This window comes from Tenacibaculum dicentrarchi (assembly GCF_964036635.1).
Lineage (GTDB): Bacteria > Bacteroidota > Bacteroidia > Flavobacteriales > Flavobacteriaceae > Polaribacter > Polaribacter dicentrarchi.
In genome coordinates this window covers 821,669-841,346 of the sequence record NZ_OZ038524.1, presented here as the reverse complement: position 1 = coordinate 841,346, position 19,678 = coordinate 821,669, and the positions used below count along the sequence as shown (strand labels likewise).

Sequence of the window (19,678 nt, the reverse complement as noted above, 5' to 3'; positions counted from 1 at the left end):
AACTATAAAAAGAAACAAAATGGGGATATAAAAAGTCCCCCAACAAAATAAATACTTCTCACAGTAATTTAATTTAGCATCAAAGCCCAGTTGGAGGACGTAAGTCTTCTAATTGGGCTTTGCTTGTTTAAAATATTACTGTGAGAGGCACAAAAGTAAGGATATTAATTAAAGTAAATGTTATATATGATTAAAAATAAATTTAACTACAAGCCACAATTTGGAGTTATTCTACTTGTAGAATCAGAAATGGAACAAAAAGAACTATTTAGCAAGATGAAAAAACTAGGATTAAAAATAAGATTAGTAAACGTATAATTATGAAAATAGAAGTAAATCACAAAACAAAAGATTTTGAAAGCTACAGAGCTTTAAGAGTAAAAAGTTTATTTAACGTTGATAAGGCGGACACATGGAAACACACCGCAGAAATACCAATTGATAATGATGATTGGCAAATTGGTCTTATTATTGGCGCAAGTGGAACAGGGAAAACCTCACTTGGGAAATCATTTTTTAAGGAAAATAAGATTTACAATCCTTATGCCGATTGGGATAATAGTAAACCAATTATAGATTGTATTGCTCCAGACGGAAGTTTTGAAGAAGTAACCGCAGCATTAGCTAGTGTTGGTCTTGGAGATGTTCCGAGTTGGCTAAAACCATTTAACGTACTTTCTAATGGTCAACAATTTAGGGCAGGAATGGCTAGGTTAATTATTGATGCTCCAGATGAAGTTGTTGTAGATGAATTTACAAGCGTTGTAGATAGGCAAATAGCTAAGATTGGCGCATTAGCTTTTGCTAAAGGTTGGAGGCGTAATAAAGGGAAAAAAATAGTTTTATTAAGCCCACATTATGATATAATTGAATGGCTACAACCTGACTGGGTTTATAACACAACAACGCAAGAGCTTAAAAAAAAAAATCTATTTCCGAACGACAAAAAATCAAACTTGATATTTTCAAGACAAACGGAACTTACTGGAAGTATTTTAAAGAGCATTATTATTTAGACTTAAAACACCCACCATGTGCGGAGTATTTTGTTGGAACAGTAAACGGCGAGCTTGTTTGTCATGTGGCTGTGATGCCTTTATTTACGGCAAATGCTTATAGGGCATCAAGGCTTGTTGTAATGCCCGAGTGGCAAGGTGCGGGAGTTGGAACTGCCTTTTTAAACCAAATAATGCAATACCATTTAGATGGCTATGGGCGTAGAAATAAAAATTTTCATACATTTTTTCATACGAGCCATCCGCAACTTGCAAATTATTTGCGTTCCTCAGCTAAATGGCAACAAACTAGTGCCAAACTTTATGGTGCTAATAAAAAACGCTCTATTGAAAGCATAGCAAAAACTGCTAAAAAAGGAACATTTAAAGGTGGCGGATATGGTGGTCATTTTAGAGCAATTCAAGGATTTAAATTTTTAGGAAATGGAGAAACGTTTTAACGTATTTATAAGCGGTCAAAAGTATTTTGCCGAAATGATTTTAAGCATATGCTTAAAAAAAGGATTTAATGTTGTGGGTGTTTGTTGCCCTTTAGACGATAAGTATATAAAGCCCTTAGCGGCTAAAAATGAAATCCCGATAATTCCTGCGGGAATGCTAAATGGAGATACTTTTCCTAACGGTGTAGACTTAGGGATTACCGCTCATTCATTTGACTACGTGGGTAAAAGAACTCGTTACAAGGCTAAATTAGGGTGGATAGGTTATCATCCAAGTTTATTGCCATTACATAGAGGTAAAAGTGCCGTACAATGGGCAATTAAGATGCGGGAGTCTGTTACTGGAGGAACAGTATTTTGGTTAAATTCTGGAATTGATAGAGGCGATATTGCCTACCAAGATTTTACAATATTACACCCTAAATATTTTAGTTTAAAATTAAAAGTAGCTTCCAGTAGATTATGGAGAGATAAACTGCAACCAATGGGCTTAAATCTTATGAGTAAAGCTTTGGATGATATATCTAGTGGGATTATAATAAAAAATGCTCAGGATGAAAGTTTATCGACTTTTGAGCCATCTATGGTAGTAACTGATATTTATAAACCTGATTTATTAATGATTGAGTAGCGTAATTAACATTTTTAAATAGTGATTAAAAGGTATTTAATCACTATTTAAAGGTGTATTAAATTGGTGAAAAAATGTACTTTTTGTTTTCTTTTTTGGTACTTTTCGTTTTGCCGATTATATTTGTTTAAAAACCTACTACTTTGAAATTTTATTTTTCTATTATTATTTTATTGTTTTTTTACTCTGGAAATGCGCAACAGCAATACCCTAGAAACTATTTTTCAGCCCCTTTAAAAATTCCTGTTATTTTATCAGGTACTTTTGGTGAACTCCGTAGTAATCACTTTCATTCTGGAATAGATATAAAAACACAAGGAAAACAAGGTATTCCTATTTATGCAACTGCAAATGGCTATGTTTCTCGTATTAAAGTATCACAATATGGTTTTGGAAAAGCCATTTATTTAGATCATCCTAACGGATATACCACCGTATATGCGCATCTTCAAAAATTTGAACCTACTATTGAAAAATACGTTAAAAGCGTTCAGTATGAAAAAAAAAATTATCAAACAGGTAACTTATTTACCCCACACGAACAATTTCCTATAAAAAAAGGGCAAATTATTGGTTATAGTGGCGATACTGGAGGTTCTGGAGGTCCTCATTTACATTATGAAATTAGAGACACTAAAACCGAACATATTATAAATCCGTTGTTATTTGGTATTACCCCAAAAGATGACACCGCTCCTACGGTTCAAAAAATAATGGCGTATCCGTTAAATGCGCAATCTAGAGTTAATAATTCTAGTTCAAAATTGGTACTGTCCTTTAAAAAAACTGCGCCTAACAATTATATTAGTCAACGAATTACAGCTAGTGGCGTTATTGGTTTTGGTGTGAGTGTTTTTGATAGATTAAATGACGCTAGTAATAAAAACGGAATTTACAGCCTTGAAATGAAAGTAAACGGCAGTAGGGTTTATTATCATGACCTTGAAACCTTTTCATTTGCTGAAAGTAAATACATTAATTTATTGATTGATTACAAACACTATAAAACCTACAAAAATAGAATTCAGAAAACACACAAAGTAAAAGCCAACAGATTAAATTTATATGAAGATTTGGTTAATAATGGTAAAATACGCATCGAAAATGGCGCTAGTTATCAAGTAGAAATTATTGCTAAAGATATTAAACACAATACTACAAGTATTAAAATACCCGTTAAAGGCGTAAAAAGTAATTTAGTTTTTAAAGAAAAAGACAGCACAGCTTATAAAATAATTGCAAGTGATTTTCATAAATACACCCTTAAAAATGTAACTATTGCCTTTCCTAAAAACACCTTTTACACCGATTGTTTTATTGATTTTTCTATTGATAATGATATCGTAAAAGTTCATAATAAAACCGTGCCGATAGACAAAAGATATACCTTAACTTTTAACACCTCTCTTTTAACTGACGCTCAAAAAAAACAAGTTTATATTGCCAATGTTAACAATATAAAATACCCCCGATACGCCAACACAAAAAAGAAAGCTAATAAAATATATACCTCAACCAAAGTTTTAGGAAGTTATAAATTACTTTTTGATAGCATAAAGCCAACTATTAAATTATACAATTTTAAAAACAAACAATGGTTATCAAAAAACAAGACACTAAAAGTAAAAATTAAAGATAATCAATCTGGTATTAAAAATTTCAATGCAACCATTGATGGCGAATGGATTTTAATGCAATACAATCATAAAAAAGGATTACTTACGTATAATTTTAATGATAAAAAACTAATTGGAAGCAAGCATATTTTTAAACTTGTTGTTTCTGATAATGTTGGTAATTTAAAAAAACTTTCGGCACTTTTCTATAAAAAGTAGTCTTCATAAAAAATAAAAAAACCTTGAAAAAAACACTCTTATTAATATTATTTTGCGTCTTGATTTTTCAGGTTTCTGCACAAAAAACAGCCATTATAAAAGGAACTTTAACAAATAAATTTAACATTCCTATTCAAGGAATTGCTATTTCTTATTTATCAAAAGGAACAACAACCAATGCTAACGGGCAGTATAAAATTATCATTCCAATGCATAAAACAGTCCGCGTTACCTTTAGCCATGTTACTTATAAAACCATTACTAAAAAATTCACCTCTCGAGGAAAAGAAATTTTTAACTACGCCCCTACTTTTTATTTTAAAAACCAAGACTTAGAAGAGGTTATTGTTAAAAACTATCGAAAACAAGCAAAAGGAATTAATACAATTTCTACCAAAAAAGTTAAAAATATACTCGGTGCAAATGCAGGTGTTGAAAATATTTTGATGACACTTCCAGGGGTTAGTAATAACAACGAATTAAGTACGCAATATAATGTTAGAGGCGGAAATTTCGATGAAAACCTTGTTTATGTAAACGGAATTCAAGTATATCGCCCATTTTTAATTCGTTCGGGGCAACAGGAAGGTTTGAGTTTTATCAATCCGCAAATGATTCAAAATATTAATTTTTCGGCAGGTGGTTTTCAAGCTAAATATGGCGATAAACTTTCTTCTGTTTTAGATATTAGCTACCGAAAACCGACTACATTTGGCGCAAAAATAGCTTTGAGTTTACTAGGAGCAAGTTTTACAATAGAAGATACTTTTCTAAACAATAAATTAAGTACTCTTGTTGGAGTTCGCTATCGCGACAATAGTTTATTTGTAAATAGCAAACAGGTTGAAGTAAATTTTAAACCTACTTTTGCTGATGTTCAAACTTTTTTATCATATAAAGCAACTAAAAAACTAACCTTAAATTTTTTAAGTAATTTTTCGATAAATAAATACAAATACCAACCGCTGACCAGAAAAACACGTTTTGGAACACTTGCCAATCCGCTGGAATTAATCGTCTATTATCAAGGGCAAGAAAAAGACGAGTTTAAAACCCTTTTTGGTGCTTTTTCTTCGAATTATCAAATAAATGACGCCTTAAAAATAACAGGAACTATTTCAACTTTCAATACCCAAGAAGAAGAATATTTCGATATTGCTGCGGCCTACAAGCTAAACGAAATTACAAAAACCTCTGAAAACAATCAAAATTTTGAAGAAGTAACCTTTGCACAAGGAATTGGCTCGCAAATAAACCATGCTCGAAATGATTTAGACGCTTTAATCCGTACTATTCAATTTAAAGCTACTTTAAAAGATGGAAAAAACGAATGGAAAACTGGTGTGAAATTTCAAACAGAAAACATAAAAGACCGTATTAATGAATGGGAAGTTATTGATTCTTTAGGCTTTAGTATTCGTCCACCACATCATAGTACTAATATGCAACCATATGAGCCTTTTACGGCAGCTATTGAACCTTTTAATAAGGTAAAGTCAAAAAATAATATTGATATTAATCGTATTAGTAGTTTTTTACAATTTAGTCGAAAAACTACTTGGAAAAATCATCTAGTTTGGCTAAACATTGGCGTTAGGTCACATAATTGGAGTGTAAAAAATACGGCTAAAAACATCATTAAAAATACTAGAAATCAAGTTACATTTAGCCCAAGAGCACAATTTGCAATTAAACCCGATGATTGGGGCAAAGACATACTTTTTAGAATTTCAGGAGGATGGTATTTTCAGCCACCATCTTACAAAGAATTACGTGCTTATAATGGAGAAATTCATCCGAAGGTAAAAGCACAAAAAGCTATTCATTTTGTGGCAGCAAACGACTATAGTTTTAAGCTTTGGAAGCGCCCTTTTAAATTAACAACCGAATTATATTACAAAAAATTAACCGATGTAAATGCCTATTCAGTCGATAATGTTCGAATTCGATACCGTGCCGATAACGCAACAAAAGCCTACGCTTACGGATTAGATATTCGTTTAAATGGCGAGTTTGTACCAGGAAATGATAGCTGGGTGAGTTTCGGATATTTAAAAACACAAGAAAACACCAATGACCAAGGTTATATTGCCCGACCAACCGATCAGCGTTTAAAATTTGGCGTGTTATTTCAAGATTACGTACCTAATATTCCGAGCTTAAAAGCCTACTTAAATATTGTGTATAACACCGGATTACCTGGTGGTTCACCTGCTTATACCGATGTATATAAATATCAGCATAGATTAAACGATTACAAACGTGCCGATGTTGGTATTTCTTATATTTTTAATGATATTTTAAAGAAAAAAAGTACTGGTTTTTTAGCCAATTTTAAAGAATTAACCGCAGGTTTAGAGCTTTTCAATTTATTTGACATCCGTAACTCAATAACAAATACTTGGGTTCGTGATGCGTATAGTAAACGACAATACGGTATTCCAAATCACATGACAGGAAGGGTTTTAAACCTTAAAATTGGCATGCAGTTTTAATGCATTATAAAAAACAAAAAACTCGAATCGTATACGATTCGAGTTTTTTTTATATTTAATTAAAATTTAGTAATCTAATTTTTTAATATAATTTAATTTTGCTTTCCAAATATCTAATTGGTCTTTAAATTCTTGAATTCCTTTACGAACATTTAAAACTAAAGGATTATCAGGTTTTGCATTTGAAAAGAACCCTAAGTTATTTTCTAATTGTTGCATTTCACGAACATTTTCATCTATTTTTTTACGGATAAAATATTGTTCGTTGTCTAATTTTTTAAAGTCTTTTTGAGATAAATACGTATCAATAGAATTTTTAAACTTCATCAGCTCGATGTCACCTTTACTCATATTTAAGTTTCCTAAATGCGCATCAACAGCTTTATTGAATTTTTCGTCTAAATGGCGTGCATTTCTTGGTAAAGAACCTAAAGTTCTCCACTGTAAAATACGCTCCTGAAGGTTTTCTAAGGTTAAATCTTCAGATGTTTTTAACTGCTCTATAAACTCTTTTTTAGCAACAACAAGTTCTAGTTGCTCTTTATTTTGTTCATTTTTTTGAGTATTTAATCTATCAAAATAATAGTTACAAGCATCTTTAAATCGTTTCCAAATATCATCAGAAAACTTTCTTGGCACATGTCCTATTTTTTTCCAATCAGACTGAATACGCTTCATTGTGTTGGTTGTATTCTCCCAATCATCGCTATCTTTTATGCTCTCAGCAAGTTCAATTAAAGCTATTTTATTTTTTAAATTATCGTTTTGAGTACTTTTTTCTGCCTTATAAAAAACATTTTTTGCACTGTTAAATTTTTTGGTAGCACTTTTAAATTGTTGCCAAACAGCTTCACTTTTATTGTATGGTAATTTACCTATATCAAAGTACTTTTTACGTAGTTTTTCAAGTTCTATAATACTTTTTTGCCAATCGTTATGAGAATTATTATTAGAAGTATCAAATGCATTAATTTGTGCAACAACTTCTAATTTTGCATCAATCATTTCTTGATATTTAGATTTTAATTCTCTAAAATATTGATGACGTTTATCGTGTATTTTTTTAGTAGCTTCACTAAATTTACCCCAAACATCTTCTCTATGTTCTTTACCTACAGGTCCTATTTCCTCTTTCCAAATACGGTGTAAATCTTGTAAATCTTTAAAGGCTACGTTTACATCTGCAACTTCATTTAAAGCCTTTGCACGAGTAATTATTTTTAATTTTTCTTCTAAATTATGTTTAAAATCTAGTTCTCTAAAGTCTTTATTTAAGTCTAATAAATCATAAAAACGCTCTACATGATGATGGTAAATTTTCCACGTATCATTATATTTTGTTTTTGGTACAGCTCCAATGGTTCTCCATTTTTTTTGAATTTCTTGAAACTCATTGTACATTGTTTTAGCATCTGCTTTACCAATTAATGTTTTCAATTCATCAATTAAACTGTTTCTTTTTTCTAAGTTTTCTTTTAATTGATTTTCTAACTTAGTATAATGAGCATCACGCTTTATTTTATACTCTGTTAATAATTTGTTATAGTCTGCTTTAACAGGACTTGAAAACTGAAAATCTATTATATTTCCTCCTTCGGCTAAAAATGCTTCTTTTTTTTCTGCTACTAAATTACTAAATTTAGTATTAAAAGCATTTTTAAGAGCATCAACATTCGATTTTAACTGTTGTATTTCATAGCCACGTAATAACTTATTTAATTCATCTACCAAAGTACTTAACTCCATAGTAGCGTAATCTAACATTGGTATTTCGTGCTTTTCATCCACTTTTTCAGCTTCATTAGCTACTTCAATCTCTACTTCATTTACTGCTTTTTCTGTTTCTGCTTTTTCTGCAATAACTTGTTCAGTAATTGGTTCTTGTAATTCTTTTTCGTTATTTTCTAACATATCTACAATGTTTAAGTTCCTTGATTATTAATTTTATAAATATACGGATTCTTATAGAATACCAAATTTTATTTTGAATAACTTATTGTTAACTATTATTCCATATTCTCCAAGCTTTCTCAGCCTGTTGTTCTAGCATTTCTAAACCATTTTTTATGGCGGCATTATTTTGTTGTCCTTTACTTAAAAAAGTAGTTGTTTCAGGATTGTAAATCAAATCAAATAACAGGTGTTTTTTACCGATAAATTGATACGGAATACTCGGGCAATCTTTAATATTTGGATGCGTTCCTAAAGGCGTACAATTAATAATTAAACAATGTGTTTCTATGATTTCTTTAGATAAACTATTGTAAGAAACCTCTTTTTTACCCTTCGGATTTCTAGAAACGAAACGATATGTAATACCTAATTTTTTAAGCACATACGCTACCGCTTTCGATGCGCCTCCTGTTCCTAAAATCAAGGCTTTTTTATGATGATTTTTTAATAATGGTTTCAATGATTTTTTAAAGCCATAAACATCCGTATTAAAACCTGTTAATTTTCCTTTTTCACCTATTTTAATAGTGTTTACTGCACCTATTTTTCGGGCTTTTTTATCTATTTCATCTAAAAAATTAAAAACGTCCAATTTATAAGGAATTGTTACATTCATTCCTTTTAAAGTCGTTTCATTTTCTTTTATTTTTGCTGATAATTCTTCGATTGACTGAATATCAAAATTTACATAGTCGCTTGTTTCAAGCCCTAGTTCTTTAAATTTATTAGTAAAGTATCCTTTTGAAAAGGAATACGAAATATTTTTCCCTACTAAAGCATACATTTTTTTAACGTCTTTTTCTTCCATAATAATCTATTATTAAAATTAAGGCGATACCAAAAAGGATAAAACCTATTGAAATCCATGTTTCTTGGGTTGATAAATCAGGAATAAATCGCTGGTAATTTTCCACAATTTTATGTCCTTTTTTATCCAATAAAAAACCATGTTCATTTACTTTAAAGAGTGTTTTTTTCCAAGGCCAAACAATACCTAACGAACCTGTTATAAAACCAATAATAACAGCCGTTACTACTTGATGCCATCGTTTTAAAACATAGCCTAAAATATGTGAAATTGACACCAAACCAAAAACTGAACCCAAGGTGAAAACACTTATAATTTTTAAATATCTTATTTTTATAGGGTTTTTTAACACCTCAAAATCACCCGACAATAAACTCGTTACAATGCTCGCAAAAACATTCACACTATCGACTAATAAAAGTACGTAATTGCCTAATAATATTAAAATAAAAGAACCTGATAACCCAGGAAGTGTCATGCCTGAAACACCTATAATTCCGCAAACAAAAACAAACCAAAGATTGTCATTTTCTTTTGCAGGAGTTAAAAAACTGATAAAAACACCAATAGAAACACCAATAATTAAGGCGATAATATTTTTAAATTTCCAATCGTTAAAATCTTTTGAAATATAATATATTGAGCCTATAATCATCCCAAAAAACCACGACCAAACATAGCCCTCATTATTTTTTAAAAAATAATCTAACACTAACGAAATGGTAAAATAACTACACATACTCCCTAGCATTACCAATGCTAAAAACTGTAAATTTGTGTAGTTCGCAAAACTTTTAAAGCGCCCCTTAAAAAGTAATTTAAAAGCTTTGCCGTTTATCCGCTGAAAAGAAAAAATAAGCTCTTCATAAAAACCCATTACAAAAGCTACCATTCCGCCCGAAACACCAGGAACTTTATTGGCAGCTCCCATGGTCATTCCTTTAAAAAAAAGTAGTGTTTTTTGTAATAATTTGCGCTGTTCTTGCTTATACATTTTTAAAATTAAAAAGACTAAAATAATTATTTTTTAAATGATTTTTATTATTTTTTTACAGCTAATTTCTCTAGTAATAAAATTAATGAAAATCCGACAATAATTAATATTGAAGCATACATTAATTCAGGATTTCCATCATACGAAAAAGGCAGTACACTTTTTTCTAAAAGTGGTTTTACAACACCATGCCTATCAGTATACGTAGTTAAAACTGTTTTCCAAGGCCAAACTTTGTTTAGAGACCCCAACATTAACCCTGTTAAGGCAATTAACATTTCATTTTTATAATTATAAAACAACCATTTTAATAGTTTTGAAAAAGTAGTTAATCCTATCATAACTCCTATTACAATTGCCGAAATTGTTTTTAGCTCACCATTTGTTAAAGCACTCATAACCAATGGATAAACACCGATTAACAGCAAAATATAAGACCCTGAAATTCCTGGTAAAATCATAGCACAAGAAGCAATTGCCCCTGAAAAAACTAAGAATAAATAACTAACTTCCTGCCCATTAACTGCGGGTAAAACTGTAATTAAATATCCAAAAAACACTGCTAAAACCCCTATGAATATCCCTTTAAAACTCCAGTGTTTTACCTGTTTTGCTATATAAATAATACTTGCCAGTACCAGCCCAAAAAAGAATGCCCATAATAAAATTGGTTGGTTTATTAACAACCATTTAATTGCTTTTGCTAAAGATATAATACTGATAAAAATCCCTGTAAAAAGAGCTGCTAAAAAATTTCCATTTAATTGTGCCCAAGCACTTTTAACCCCCTCTTTTTTTAAGATTTTAAACAAATCTAAATTAACAGCACTTATAGCGTTTAATAATTCTTCATAAATCCCTGAAATAAATGCAATTGTTCCTCCTGAAACTCCTGGAACAACGTCTGCAGCGCCCATTGCAATTCCTTTTAATATGATTACTAAATAATCTTTTTTGGTTCTATTCATCTAATTTTTATACTTGTTTTTTTACTTATTTTTTAAACTTAATTAGCCTCCTTTTTATAGGTTTTATACTGTCTTTTTTAAGTGATTTTTTTAAGCCTATTTTTTGAGAAAGATCCGATAAATTATTAAAATTTACTTGATACGAAAGACCTATTCCTTGTGTATATCCTTCTTCTTCTTTTGAATATTGCACTTCATTTTGTCGGTTAAAAACAGTTCCCCTTAAACTTCCTTCTTTATTTAATAAAACCTCAACTTTAACCTCTCCTATAATACTTGTTTGTGTATTAGCCCCTACAGGAACGCCTACTTTTCCATTAACAAGTATACGGTCACTTAATTGAGTAGAAATAGATACATCTACTTGATCATCTGATTTTAAATTATTAATTTCTTGACCATTTCCACTATCACCCTGTGTATATCCTAATCCTAATTTAAATTTACTCCCTTCACTATTTAGCATTTCTGTTAAAATACTAGAAGCTATTTCAGATGCTGTACCCGTTAAACCACTTGCCGCACTATTACCTATTGTTTCTTCATTATAAAAAGTACCAAAAGCTAATAAAAATGAAAAATGCTGCATCTTAGTATTCAAATCATTTCCATTCAAAACAAATTCTAATTCAGAAGCTACTGTTGAATTTGCATTAGGAATTTTAATATCAAATTCTTGTTTTGAACTAAACAACCCGCCTGTTATTTTGGTGTATAAATTAATAGGAATTTTACGATTCGAATTAATATTATCTAATAATTGTGCTGGGTTTGCTTTCGTTTTATAAACCGCAACTAAGTCTAATTCGGCTTCGTATGGGTTTCCGTTCCACGAAATTCGCCCACCTTTTTGAACCGCAAAGGGTTTTGATATCCCTGCGTACTTAAAATTATACATTCCTTTATGAATTTCAAAATCACCATACATCTTAAACTTACCAAGCGTATTGATGTCTATTCTTAAATTACCTATACCACTTCCTTTTAAATCACTCCCCGAAACCTTATCAATTACTACCTGAGCTACGGCATCTTTAGTTACCTCTAAATTTATTTTTAAATCGAGCCCTTTTATATCTTTTATTGTTTGATGTACATTTTCAACCGTTGGTGTTTCCGTTTTAAAACGGATTAATTTGTAATTATCAATTGTTTTTACGTCGCTTAACGGAATTACAAACAGCGTTCCTTTATTTGTTTTTCCTTCGATAACAATATCTAAATTATTGGTAAGCCCTCTAATTTCGGCATTTCCATCTAAAAAACCTGTTCCGTAATAAGATGATGTTACTGTTTCTTTGGTGTCTAAAATTAATAAATTTTTAGTGTTAATATCTAATTTCAAATACCAATCTTTAAAGTTTTGATGTGCAATATACCCCGATAACGTTCCTTGTGTTTTATGTTTTGTATCGGTTAATAAAACATTATTAAGCTTAAATTGCTGCTTATCTAAAATAACCTTGGTGTTTCCTTTTAAATCAAAATCAACATTTAAATACGGAAAAGAAAGCCCTGCTTTTTCAACATTTAATATACCTTGAAAATTCGGGTTATCTAAAAAACCTGTTGCCGTAAAACCTCCTGAAACATTCCCTCTAAGCCTATTTAAAATATCTTTCCCTAAAGGGCTAAATGCCTTTAAATCATAATTCTCTAAAGATGTTTTTAAAGAAATAGTTGGTTTATTTTTTGAAAAATCAAGAGCTCCAACAGCTGAAATATTTTTTACCGAATCATTAATTAATGATAGGTTTACCTTATATTTTTCAAAAGAATTATCTCCTGAAAATTCCATTGCTAAATTTCCTTGAGCCAGGTTATTTATTTTAAAGTCTGTTATTGATAAATTTCCCTTTGGCGCTATATTACCTTCTTTTTGTTGTAAATCAACGATTCCTGTAAAATCTCCTTCTAAACTTAAATTATCTATATTCGGTAAAAAACTTGCTAATTTTACTTTGGTAAAACGGGCATTCAAATTTTTATAAGTACTATCTTTAACAATTCCTTTAAATTCAATCTTTTGCTGATCAGACTCTACTAAAAATGGACTTATTTCGTAGGTCTTCTTTTTTAAATCAAAAGCTACTTTATGTTTTTTATCTGATATTTTATTAATAACCCAATCAAATCCTTTATAATTAAATGTTGATTTTTGAATACCAACAACTGATTTTTGTAATTCGTTAATCGTATAATAAAAATCAAGATTAAAGCCTTCTGAATAATTTTTCCCGCCTTTAAATACCGATTTAAAATACAAGGTATCATTTTGAGTTCTGTTCAGTAAGTTTAATTTTTTAATATTATAATACGGTGTATTTATTTTCCCAGCCGTTAAATGTGTGTTATACAGCGGGTTTTTAGTATCCATTCTTAACACAATATTTTGAATAGCACTTTTGTAAACATCAATTTCAGGTGATGAAAACTTTAATTTTAAAGCATTTTTATCGGCATTAATTCGCCCTTTTAACTTGGTGTTTTCAGCAATAGCTATGTTTGGTAAAAACACATCGATAATTTGATTATAAATCGTAAAATCAAACTCTAAAAACTGATTTTGTGCTACTTTATTAGGCACATAATTCGTATAAACACTTCCTAGAGCATTTTGGGTAATCGGAATTAATTCTTCAAAAGAAAACTTTCCTCTTAAAACACCTGTAACAATTTCTTTTGAATTTACTTCAATCGTTTTTATACTATCTTTTACCGATGAATTTATTTCAAAATTTTCAAACAGGTATTCTTTTTTTTGATTTTTGTACGCCACCTTTTTAAATGTTGCTTTACCTACAATGTCATCAAAAGTATTCCCTGAAATATTCAAATTAACAATTCCTTTTAATTCAGCAATACTATCACGCGTAAAAAGACTTGTTTTCTTCAAATCAATTTGATTAATATTGGCAACAAAATCAAATTTATTGATTGCTGATGAAAAATCGGCCAAACCTTCAAAATTTAGCTTGAAATTTTCATCTTTTGCATTTAAAACACCGTCAAATTTTTTGTTTTGAAATTGACCATTAATATATAAATCTTTATAATTATAGTTATTAAACTCTAAGCTACTAATTTTACCGATAGCAACCGTGTTTATGTTTTCTAAATTAAAACCACTACCATCTACATCTGCTTTTAAGGATATTTTACCAAGGTTAGAATTGTTTGAAAAAACGCCTAAATCAAAATCTATAAGTGCCAATTCTCCTATATAACTAGCCTTGTCAATATCATCAATATTGGTTAATTGCAAATCAGAAATAGTCGTTCCTATCTCCGATTTTACAGAAATAGTCGCCTCCATTTGCTCGGGTGTAATTTTCACCAATCCCTGAAGTGTAAAATCTCCTAATCGCTGAAATTCAGAAGGCAACGACTTGCCTAATAAATTTGGAAGCACGCTTTTTAATTGTCCATAATTTGCTGTAACATTTTTAAAATCGGCATCAAAAATAAAACCTCTTTCTTTTTTTATCGCATTTACAAAGCCCATGTTTCCTACAATCTTCATTCCTTTTCGAGAATGAAGACGCACATTATTTACACTAAAATTATTTAAAACACCCTTCATATTCCCTGTAAAATAGAGCATATCATTACCACTTAATTCGTTGTATAATTTGCTAATATCTTTAATTGAAACGGCACTTTTTAATATTTTAGCCCTAAACCTTACTTTATCATTAAAATTAACAAAATCTTGTCTTTTATACTTTAATTTAATAGCACCTTTTATTTTTGATTTATTATCGGTTTCCAACACTGTTTTATCAAAATTCATAAATGATTTTGTGTAGGTGAAATCCGTAGACATATTGGTTATATTAATGCCCCTGTTTTCAGAAAAACACATGTTTCTCATTTTTAAAGAAACATCGGGTCCTTTTATAGAAAAATCTAATAAATTACCACTTGCATGATACGCCGCAAACTCCAACGGATCTTTTTTATTGGCATCTAAAAACTTAAAAGTTAAATTTTCAACCGCTATTTTATCACTTTTTAAAACAAAAACACTTGACAGGCTATCTTTTGGCGCATCGCTATCAAAACGATCTATAAATATCGCAATATTATCATCTTTTTCGCCTTTGTATTTTTTCATATTAAAATAAACCCCACGCAAAGAAGCATCGCCTAAATTAACTTTATTGTCTAGTATTCGTTTGGCATTTAATAGCGAAGTGCTTAAATTTTCAACAAAAATAAGCGTATCTTTATGATGGTCTCTAATTTCAATACCTTTTAGTTGAACACTTCCTAACCAAGAGAAATCAATCTTTTTTACAAGAATATCGGTGTTGTATTCTTTATTTAACCAATTGGTGGCCTGTGCGCCTATTTTACTTTGCACAAAAGGTAATGACAGCAAAAAAACAAGCAATAACAGCCCAAGTAACACGTACTTTGATACCCTATATAGTATGTTTTTTATCTTTTTAATAATCTATATTATAATAAAATTACAAACAAATGTAATCAGCTAATGGCAAAAGTATTGCCTTATTTTAAAGAAATATCAATTTTAACGAAAATGTAACACAATAACGATATTTTTGCATTTTAATACATGAAACATTGAGTACAGAAAACAGCTACATTTTAGGTATAGAAAGCTCTTGTGATGACACAAGCGCTTCGGTAATTTACAACGGAAAAGTAATCAGCAACGTGGTTGCAAACCAAGAAATACACGCTAAATATGGCGGTGTTGTTCCTGAATTAGCTTCAAGAGCACATCAGCAAAATATAGTTCCTGTAGTACAACAAGCAATTGAACAAGCTAATATTACTAAAAACGATTTAAGTGCTATCGCTTTTACACGTGGTCCTGGATTAATGGGATCTTTATTGGTAGGAACTTCTTTTGCAAAATCTTTTGCTTTAGGATTAAATATTCCGCTAATTGCCGTAAATCATATGCAAGGACATATTTTAGCACATTTTATTAAAGAAGAAAATGCTAAAATTCCGCCGTTTCCATTTGTTTGTTTAACTATTAGTGGCGGACACACGCAAATTGTTAAAGTTACCAATCATTTTGAAATGGAAATTTTAGGCGAAACTATTGATGATGCCGTTGGTGAAGCTTTTGATAAATCTGCTAAAATATTAGGATTGCCTTATCCTGGAGGTCCTTTAGTTGATAAATATGCACAATTAGGAAATCCGAAAGCTTTTCAGTTTACGAAACCGAAAGTTGGAGATTTACAATTTAGTTTTAGCGGATTAAAAACAGGAATCTTACGTTTTATCCAAAAAAATGTAAAAGAAAATCCTGATTTTATTAAAGAAAACTTACATGATATTTGTGCCTCTATTCAATATACTATTATTGAAATATTGATGGATAAATTAAAAAACACCGTTAAACAAACCGATATAAAACACATTGCTATTGCGGGTGGAGTTTCTGCAAATTCTGAAATTAGAAAACGTTTAGCCTTAGCAGAAAAACATTGGGGATGGACAACCTACATTCCGAAGTTTGAATACACAACCGATAACGCTGCAATGATTGCCATTGCTGGATATTTAAAATATAAAAATAACGATTTTTCTGATATTTCAATTACATCAAAAGCTCGTTTAAAAGTTACCGAATAACTATTTTAAATCATATTTATTTACAAAAAACACCGTTAAAATTATTTAACGGTGTTTTTTGTTTATTTTTTTATGATAAATAAAATTATAAAAATTAGTACAAATTTCTAGCCCCGATTGAAGCATTTGTTTGAGCTCTTTTTTTGATTTTTCTTCAAAAAAAAGCGAGTGCGGAAAGCGGGAAATTGCTTCTAAAAATAATTTTATAAATCGATTTCTTTTAATGCTTTTATATTATTTCGCTCTAAGAAAACATCAATAGTTTCGAAATGTTCAATAACACGTTGTTCTTTAAATTCGAATACTTTTTCTGATAACCCTTGTAAGAAATCACGGTCGTGAGATACCAAAATTAACGTTCCATCGAAATGCATTAACGCTTCTTTAATAACGTCTTTCGAGCGTAAATCTAAATGGTTTGTTGGCTCATCTAAAATTAACACATTTACAGGTTCTAATAGTAATTTAACCATTGCCAAACGTGTTTTTTCTCCTCCTGAAAGCACTTTTACTTTCTTTTCGATATCATCACCAGCAAACATAAAACGACCTAAAATATTTTTTATTTGTGTTCGTACATCTCCTTCTGCAACCTCATCTACTGTTTGAAAAACGGTTAATTCTGGATCTAATAACGAGGCTTGATTTTGTGCAAAATATCCAACTTTAGCATTGTGACCTAAACCACATTCTCCTTCAAAATCGATTTCGCCCATAATGGCTTTTATCATGGTTGATTTTCCTTCTCCGTTACGCCCTACAAACGATACTTTTTCTCCACGAGCTATTGAAAAACTTGCGTCTTTAAATACGGTTAAATCGCCATATTTTTTGGTTAAATTTTCTACTTTTACAGGATAATCTCCAGAACGTGGCGATGGTGGAAAACGTAATTTTAATGATGTTGTATCAACTTCATCAATTTCAATAGGTACAATTTTTTCTAACATTCGCACACGTGATGCTACTTGATTTGTTTTTGAATATGTTCCTTTAAAACGTTCGATAAATCCTTTAATATCATCAATCGTTTTTTGTTGTTCTTGATAGGCTTTTATTTGATGCGAACGACGCTCTTTTCGTAATTCTAAATAATGAGAATACTTAGCTTTATAATCGTGAATTGTTCCCATAGTAACCTCAATAGTTCTATTGGTTATGTTATCGATAAAAGCTTTATCATGCGATATTACCACTACCGCCTTGGCTTTGTTTAGCAAGAAATTTTCTAACCAAATTACCGATTCTATATCTACGTGATTTGTTGGCTCATCTAATAAAATTAAATCGGGTTTTTGCAGTAAAATTTTAGCCAATTCGATACGCATACGCCAACCACCACTAAATTCTGATGTCAATCTATCAAAATCTTCTTGTTTAAAACCTAAACCTTTTAAGGCTTTTTCTACTTCTGCTTGGTAATTTATATCTTCTAAAGCATAAAAAGTTTCTCCTAAATCGGTGACACGTTCAATAATTTTCATGTACGCTTCCGACTCATAATCTGTACGAGTTTCTAACTCTTTATTTAAGTGTTCCATTTCGGATTTCATCTTAAAAACAGCGTCGAATGCTTTGGATGCTTCTTCTCTTACCGTACAATTATCCTCCATTAATAAATGCTGTGGTAAATAAGCAATTACAGTATCTTTCGGACTTCTAACACCTCCTTTAGTAGCTTTTGAAACTCCTGCCATAATTTTCATCATGGTCGATTTTCCTGCGCCATTTTTACCCATTAAGGCTATTTTATCGTTTTCATTTATTACAAACGATACGTCTTTAAACAACGTTTTTCCACTAAATTCAACCGTTAATTGATCTACAGTAATCATGTATATATATTTTGAATTGCGAAAATACTAATTTTGTTAATTACAGATTTTCTTTTTGATACAAATCAAAATCAATTTAATTAATGAAGTATTTTAAACAACAATTCTTTTAAGATATCTGAAGATGATTGATTTGCTCCTACTCCTTTACTTTTGATATCTGCTTCTCGTAAAAAACCGATTACTTGCGATACTTTTCGCATCGGATATTTTTTTCCAGCTGAACTATAATCATCCACAAAATAAGGATTTACACCCAAAACTTTAGCTACATTACCTTTCGATTTATCTTTTAAACCGTGATACATTAATAATTGTGTAAAAAAACTATTTAATAATGAAATAGTCATTACTAACGGATTATTTTTAGGATTTTGAGTAAAATAATTGATTATCCTATTCGCTTTTACAATATCTTTTTGACCGATTGCTTTTCGCAATTCAAAATTGTTAAAATCTTTTGAAATACCAATATTTTCTTCAATATGTTTATCTGTAATAATGATATTTTTAGGTAAAACAGACATCAACTTTTCTAATTCATTGGATATTTTACTCAAATCTGTTCCTAAAAACTCTACTAGCATTTGAGATGCTTTTGGCTCAATATTATATTTTCTTCCGCCTAAAACTTTACGAATCCAATCGGCAACCTGATTCTCATATAATTTTTTACTCTCGTAAATTAAGCCATTTTTAGCAATCGCTTTATAGGTTTTTTTACGCTTATCTAACTTCTTATATTTATAATTAAAAACTAATACGGTACTTAATTGCGGATTTTCAGCATAAGCTTCAATTCTATCTATTGTACGAACTAAATCTTGCGCTTCTTTTACAATAATTACCTGCTTTTCTGCCATCATAGGATAGCGTTTTGCTGATGCTATAATTTCGTCAATAGTAACATCTCTTCCGTACATTACCACTTGATTAAAGCCTTTTTCAGATTCGTCAAGTACGTTTTTTTCAATATATTCAGAGATTTTATCAATATAATAAGGTTCATCACCCATTAAAAAATATATAGGTTTTATATTGCCCTTTTTTATATCGGATACGATAGTTTTAATTTCGTTCATTT

At 30.3% G+C, this 19,678-nt stretch carries 13 protein-coding genes; 6 read left to right on the top strand and 7 right to left on the bottom strand.

The window, feature by feature from the left end; translation table 11 throughout:
- Nucleotides 1-320 precede the first annotated feature (320 nt).
- The 5 genes from ABNT14_RS03760 to ABNT14_RS03740 all read left to right on the top strand — a co-directional run bounded on the left by ABNT14_RS03760 (nt 321) and on the right by ABNT14_RS03740 (nt 6,417).
- On the top strand, nt 321-1,016 hold the full coding sequence (locus tag ABNT14_RS03760; RefSeq protein WP_200809387.1) for a hypothetical protein: 696 nt from the start codon (nt 321-323) through the stop codon (nt 1,014-1,016).
- Entirely contained in the window at nt 932-1,456 is a 525-nt protein-coding gene (locus tag ABNT14_RS03755) for a GNAT family N-acetyltransferase (RefSeq protein ID WP_200809391.1), read from the top strand. Before ABNT14_RS03760 ends, ABNT14_RS03755 begins: the two co-directional genes overlap by 85 nt.
- Nucleotides 1,440-2,087 carry a formyltransferase family protein gene (locus tag ABNT14_RS03750; protein WP_101903579.1) on the top strand — a complete coding sequence of 216 codons (648 nt, stop codon included), beginning with the start codon at nt 1,440-1,442 and terminating at the stop codon, nt 2,085-2,087. The genes ABNT14_RS03755 and ABNT14_RS03750 overlap by 17 nt, the downstream gene beginning before the upstream one ends.
- A 143-nt stretch (nt 2,088-2,230) precedes the next feature.
- Nucleotides 2,231-3,922, top strand: a complete 1,692-nt coding sequence (locus tag ABNT14_RS03745; RefSeq protein WP_101903580.1) for a M23 family metallopeptidase — start codon at nt 2,231-2,233, stop codon at nt 3,920-3,922.
- Nucleotides 3,923-3,945: 23 nt separating this feature from the next.
- Nucleotides 3,946-6,417 carry a TonB-dependent receptor plug domain-containing protein gene (locus tag ABNT14_RS03740; RefSeq protein ID WP_200809388.1) on the top strand — a complete coding sequence of 824 codons (2,472 nt, stop codon included), beginning with the start codon at nt 3,946-3,948 and terminating at the stop codon, nt 6,415-6,417.
- A gap of 66 nt (nt 6,418-6,483) precedes the next feature.
- Here the strand turns inward: ABNT14_RS03740 and ABNT14_RS03735 are convergent, their stop codons facing one another.
- The 5 genes from ABNT14_RS03735 to ABNT14_RS03715 all read right to left on the bottom strand — a co-directional run bounded on the left by ABNT14_RS03735 (nt 6,484) and on the right by ABNT14_RS03715 (nt 15,506).
- Nucleotides 6,484-8,328, bottom strand: a complete 1,845-nt coding sequence (locus ABNT14_RS03735) for a DUF349 domain-containing protein (protein ID WP_101903581.1) — start codon at nt 8,326-8,328, stop codon at nt 6,484-6,486.
- 88 nt (nt 8,329-8,416) lie between these two features.
- Nucleotides 8,417-9,178, bottom strand: a complete 762-nt coding sequence (locus ABNT14_RS03730) for a shikimate dehydrogenase family protein (RefSeq protein ID WP_101903582.1) — start codon at nt 9,176-9,178, stop codon at nt 8,417-8,419.
- Entirely contained in the window at nt 9,159-10,172 is a 1,014-nt protein-coding gene (locus tag ABNT14_RS03725) for a DUF368 domain-containing protein (RefSeq protein WP_101903583.1), read from the bottom strand. Before ABNT14_RS03725 ends, ABNT14_RS03730 begins: the two co-directional genes overlap by 20 nt.
- Before the next feature lie 47 nt (nt 10,173-10,219).
- Complete coding sequence (locus ABNT14_RS03720; RefSeq protein ID WP_101903584.1) at nt 10,220-11,140, bottom strand: DUF368 domain-containing protein; 921 nt, start codon at nt 11,138-11,140, stop codon at nt 10,220-10,222.
- A gap of 25 nt (nt 11,141-11,165) precedes the next feature.
- Complete coding sequence (locus ABNT14_RS03715) at nt 11,166-15,506, bottom strand: translocation/assembly module TamB domain-containing protein (protein WP_234985008.1); 4,341 nt, start codon at nt 15,504-15,506, stop codon at nt 11,166-11,168.
- A 224-nt stretch (nt 15,507-15,730) separates the two neighbouring features.
- Between ABNT14_RS03715 and tsaD the strand changes: the two genes are divergently transcribed.
- Nucleotides 15,731-16,759 carry a tRNA (adenosine(37)-N6)-threonylcarbamoyltransferase complex transferase subunit TsaD gene (gene tsaD, locus ABNT14_RS03710; RefSeq protein ID WP_101903586.1) on the top strand — a complete coding sequence of 343 codons (1,029 nt, stop codon included), beginning with the start codon at nt 15,731-15,733 and terminating at the stop codon, nt 16,757-16,759.
- 203 nt (nt 16,760-16,962) lie between these two features.
- Here tsaD and ABNT14_RS03705 read toward each other — a convergent pair whose 3' ends face one another.
- Nucleotides 16,963-18,594, bottom strand: a complete 1,632-nt coding sequence (locus ABNT14_RS03705) for an ABC-F family ATP-binding cassette domain-containing protein (RefSeq protein WP_101903587.1) — start codon at nt 18,592-18,594, stop codon at nt 16,963-16,965.
- A gap of 80 nt (nt 18,595-18,674) precedes the next feature.
- Nucleotides 18,675-19,676: a DNA polymerase III subunit delta gene (gene holA, locus ABNT14_RS03700; protein WP_101903588.1), complete on the bottom strand. Its 1,002-nt coding sequence runs from the start codon at nt 19,674-19,676 to the stop codon at nt 18,675-18,677.
- Nucleotides 19,677-19,678: the final 2 nt, after the last annotated feature.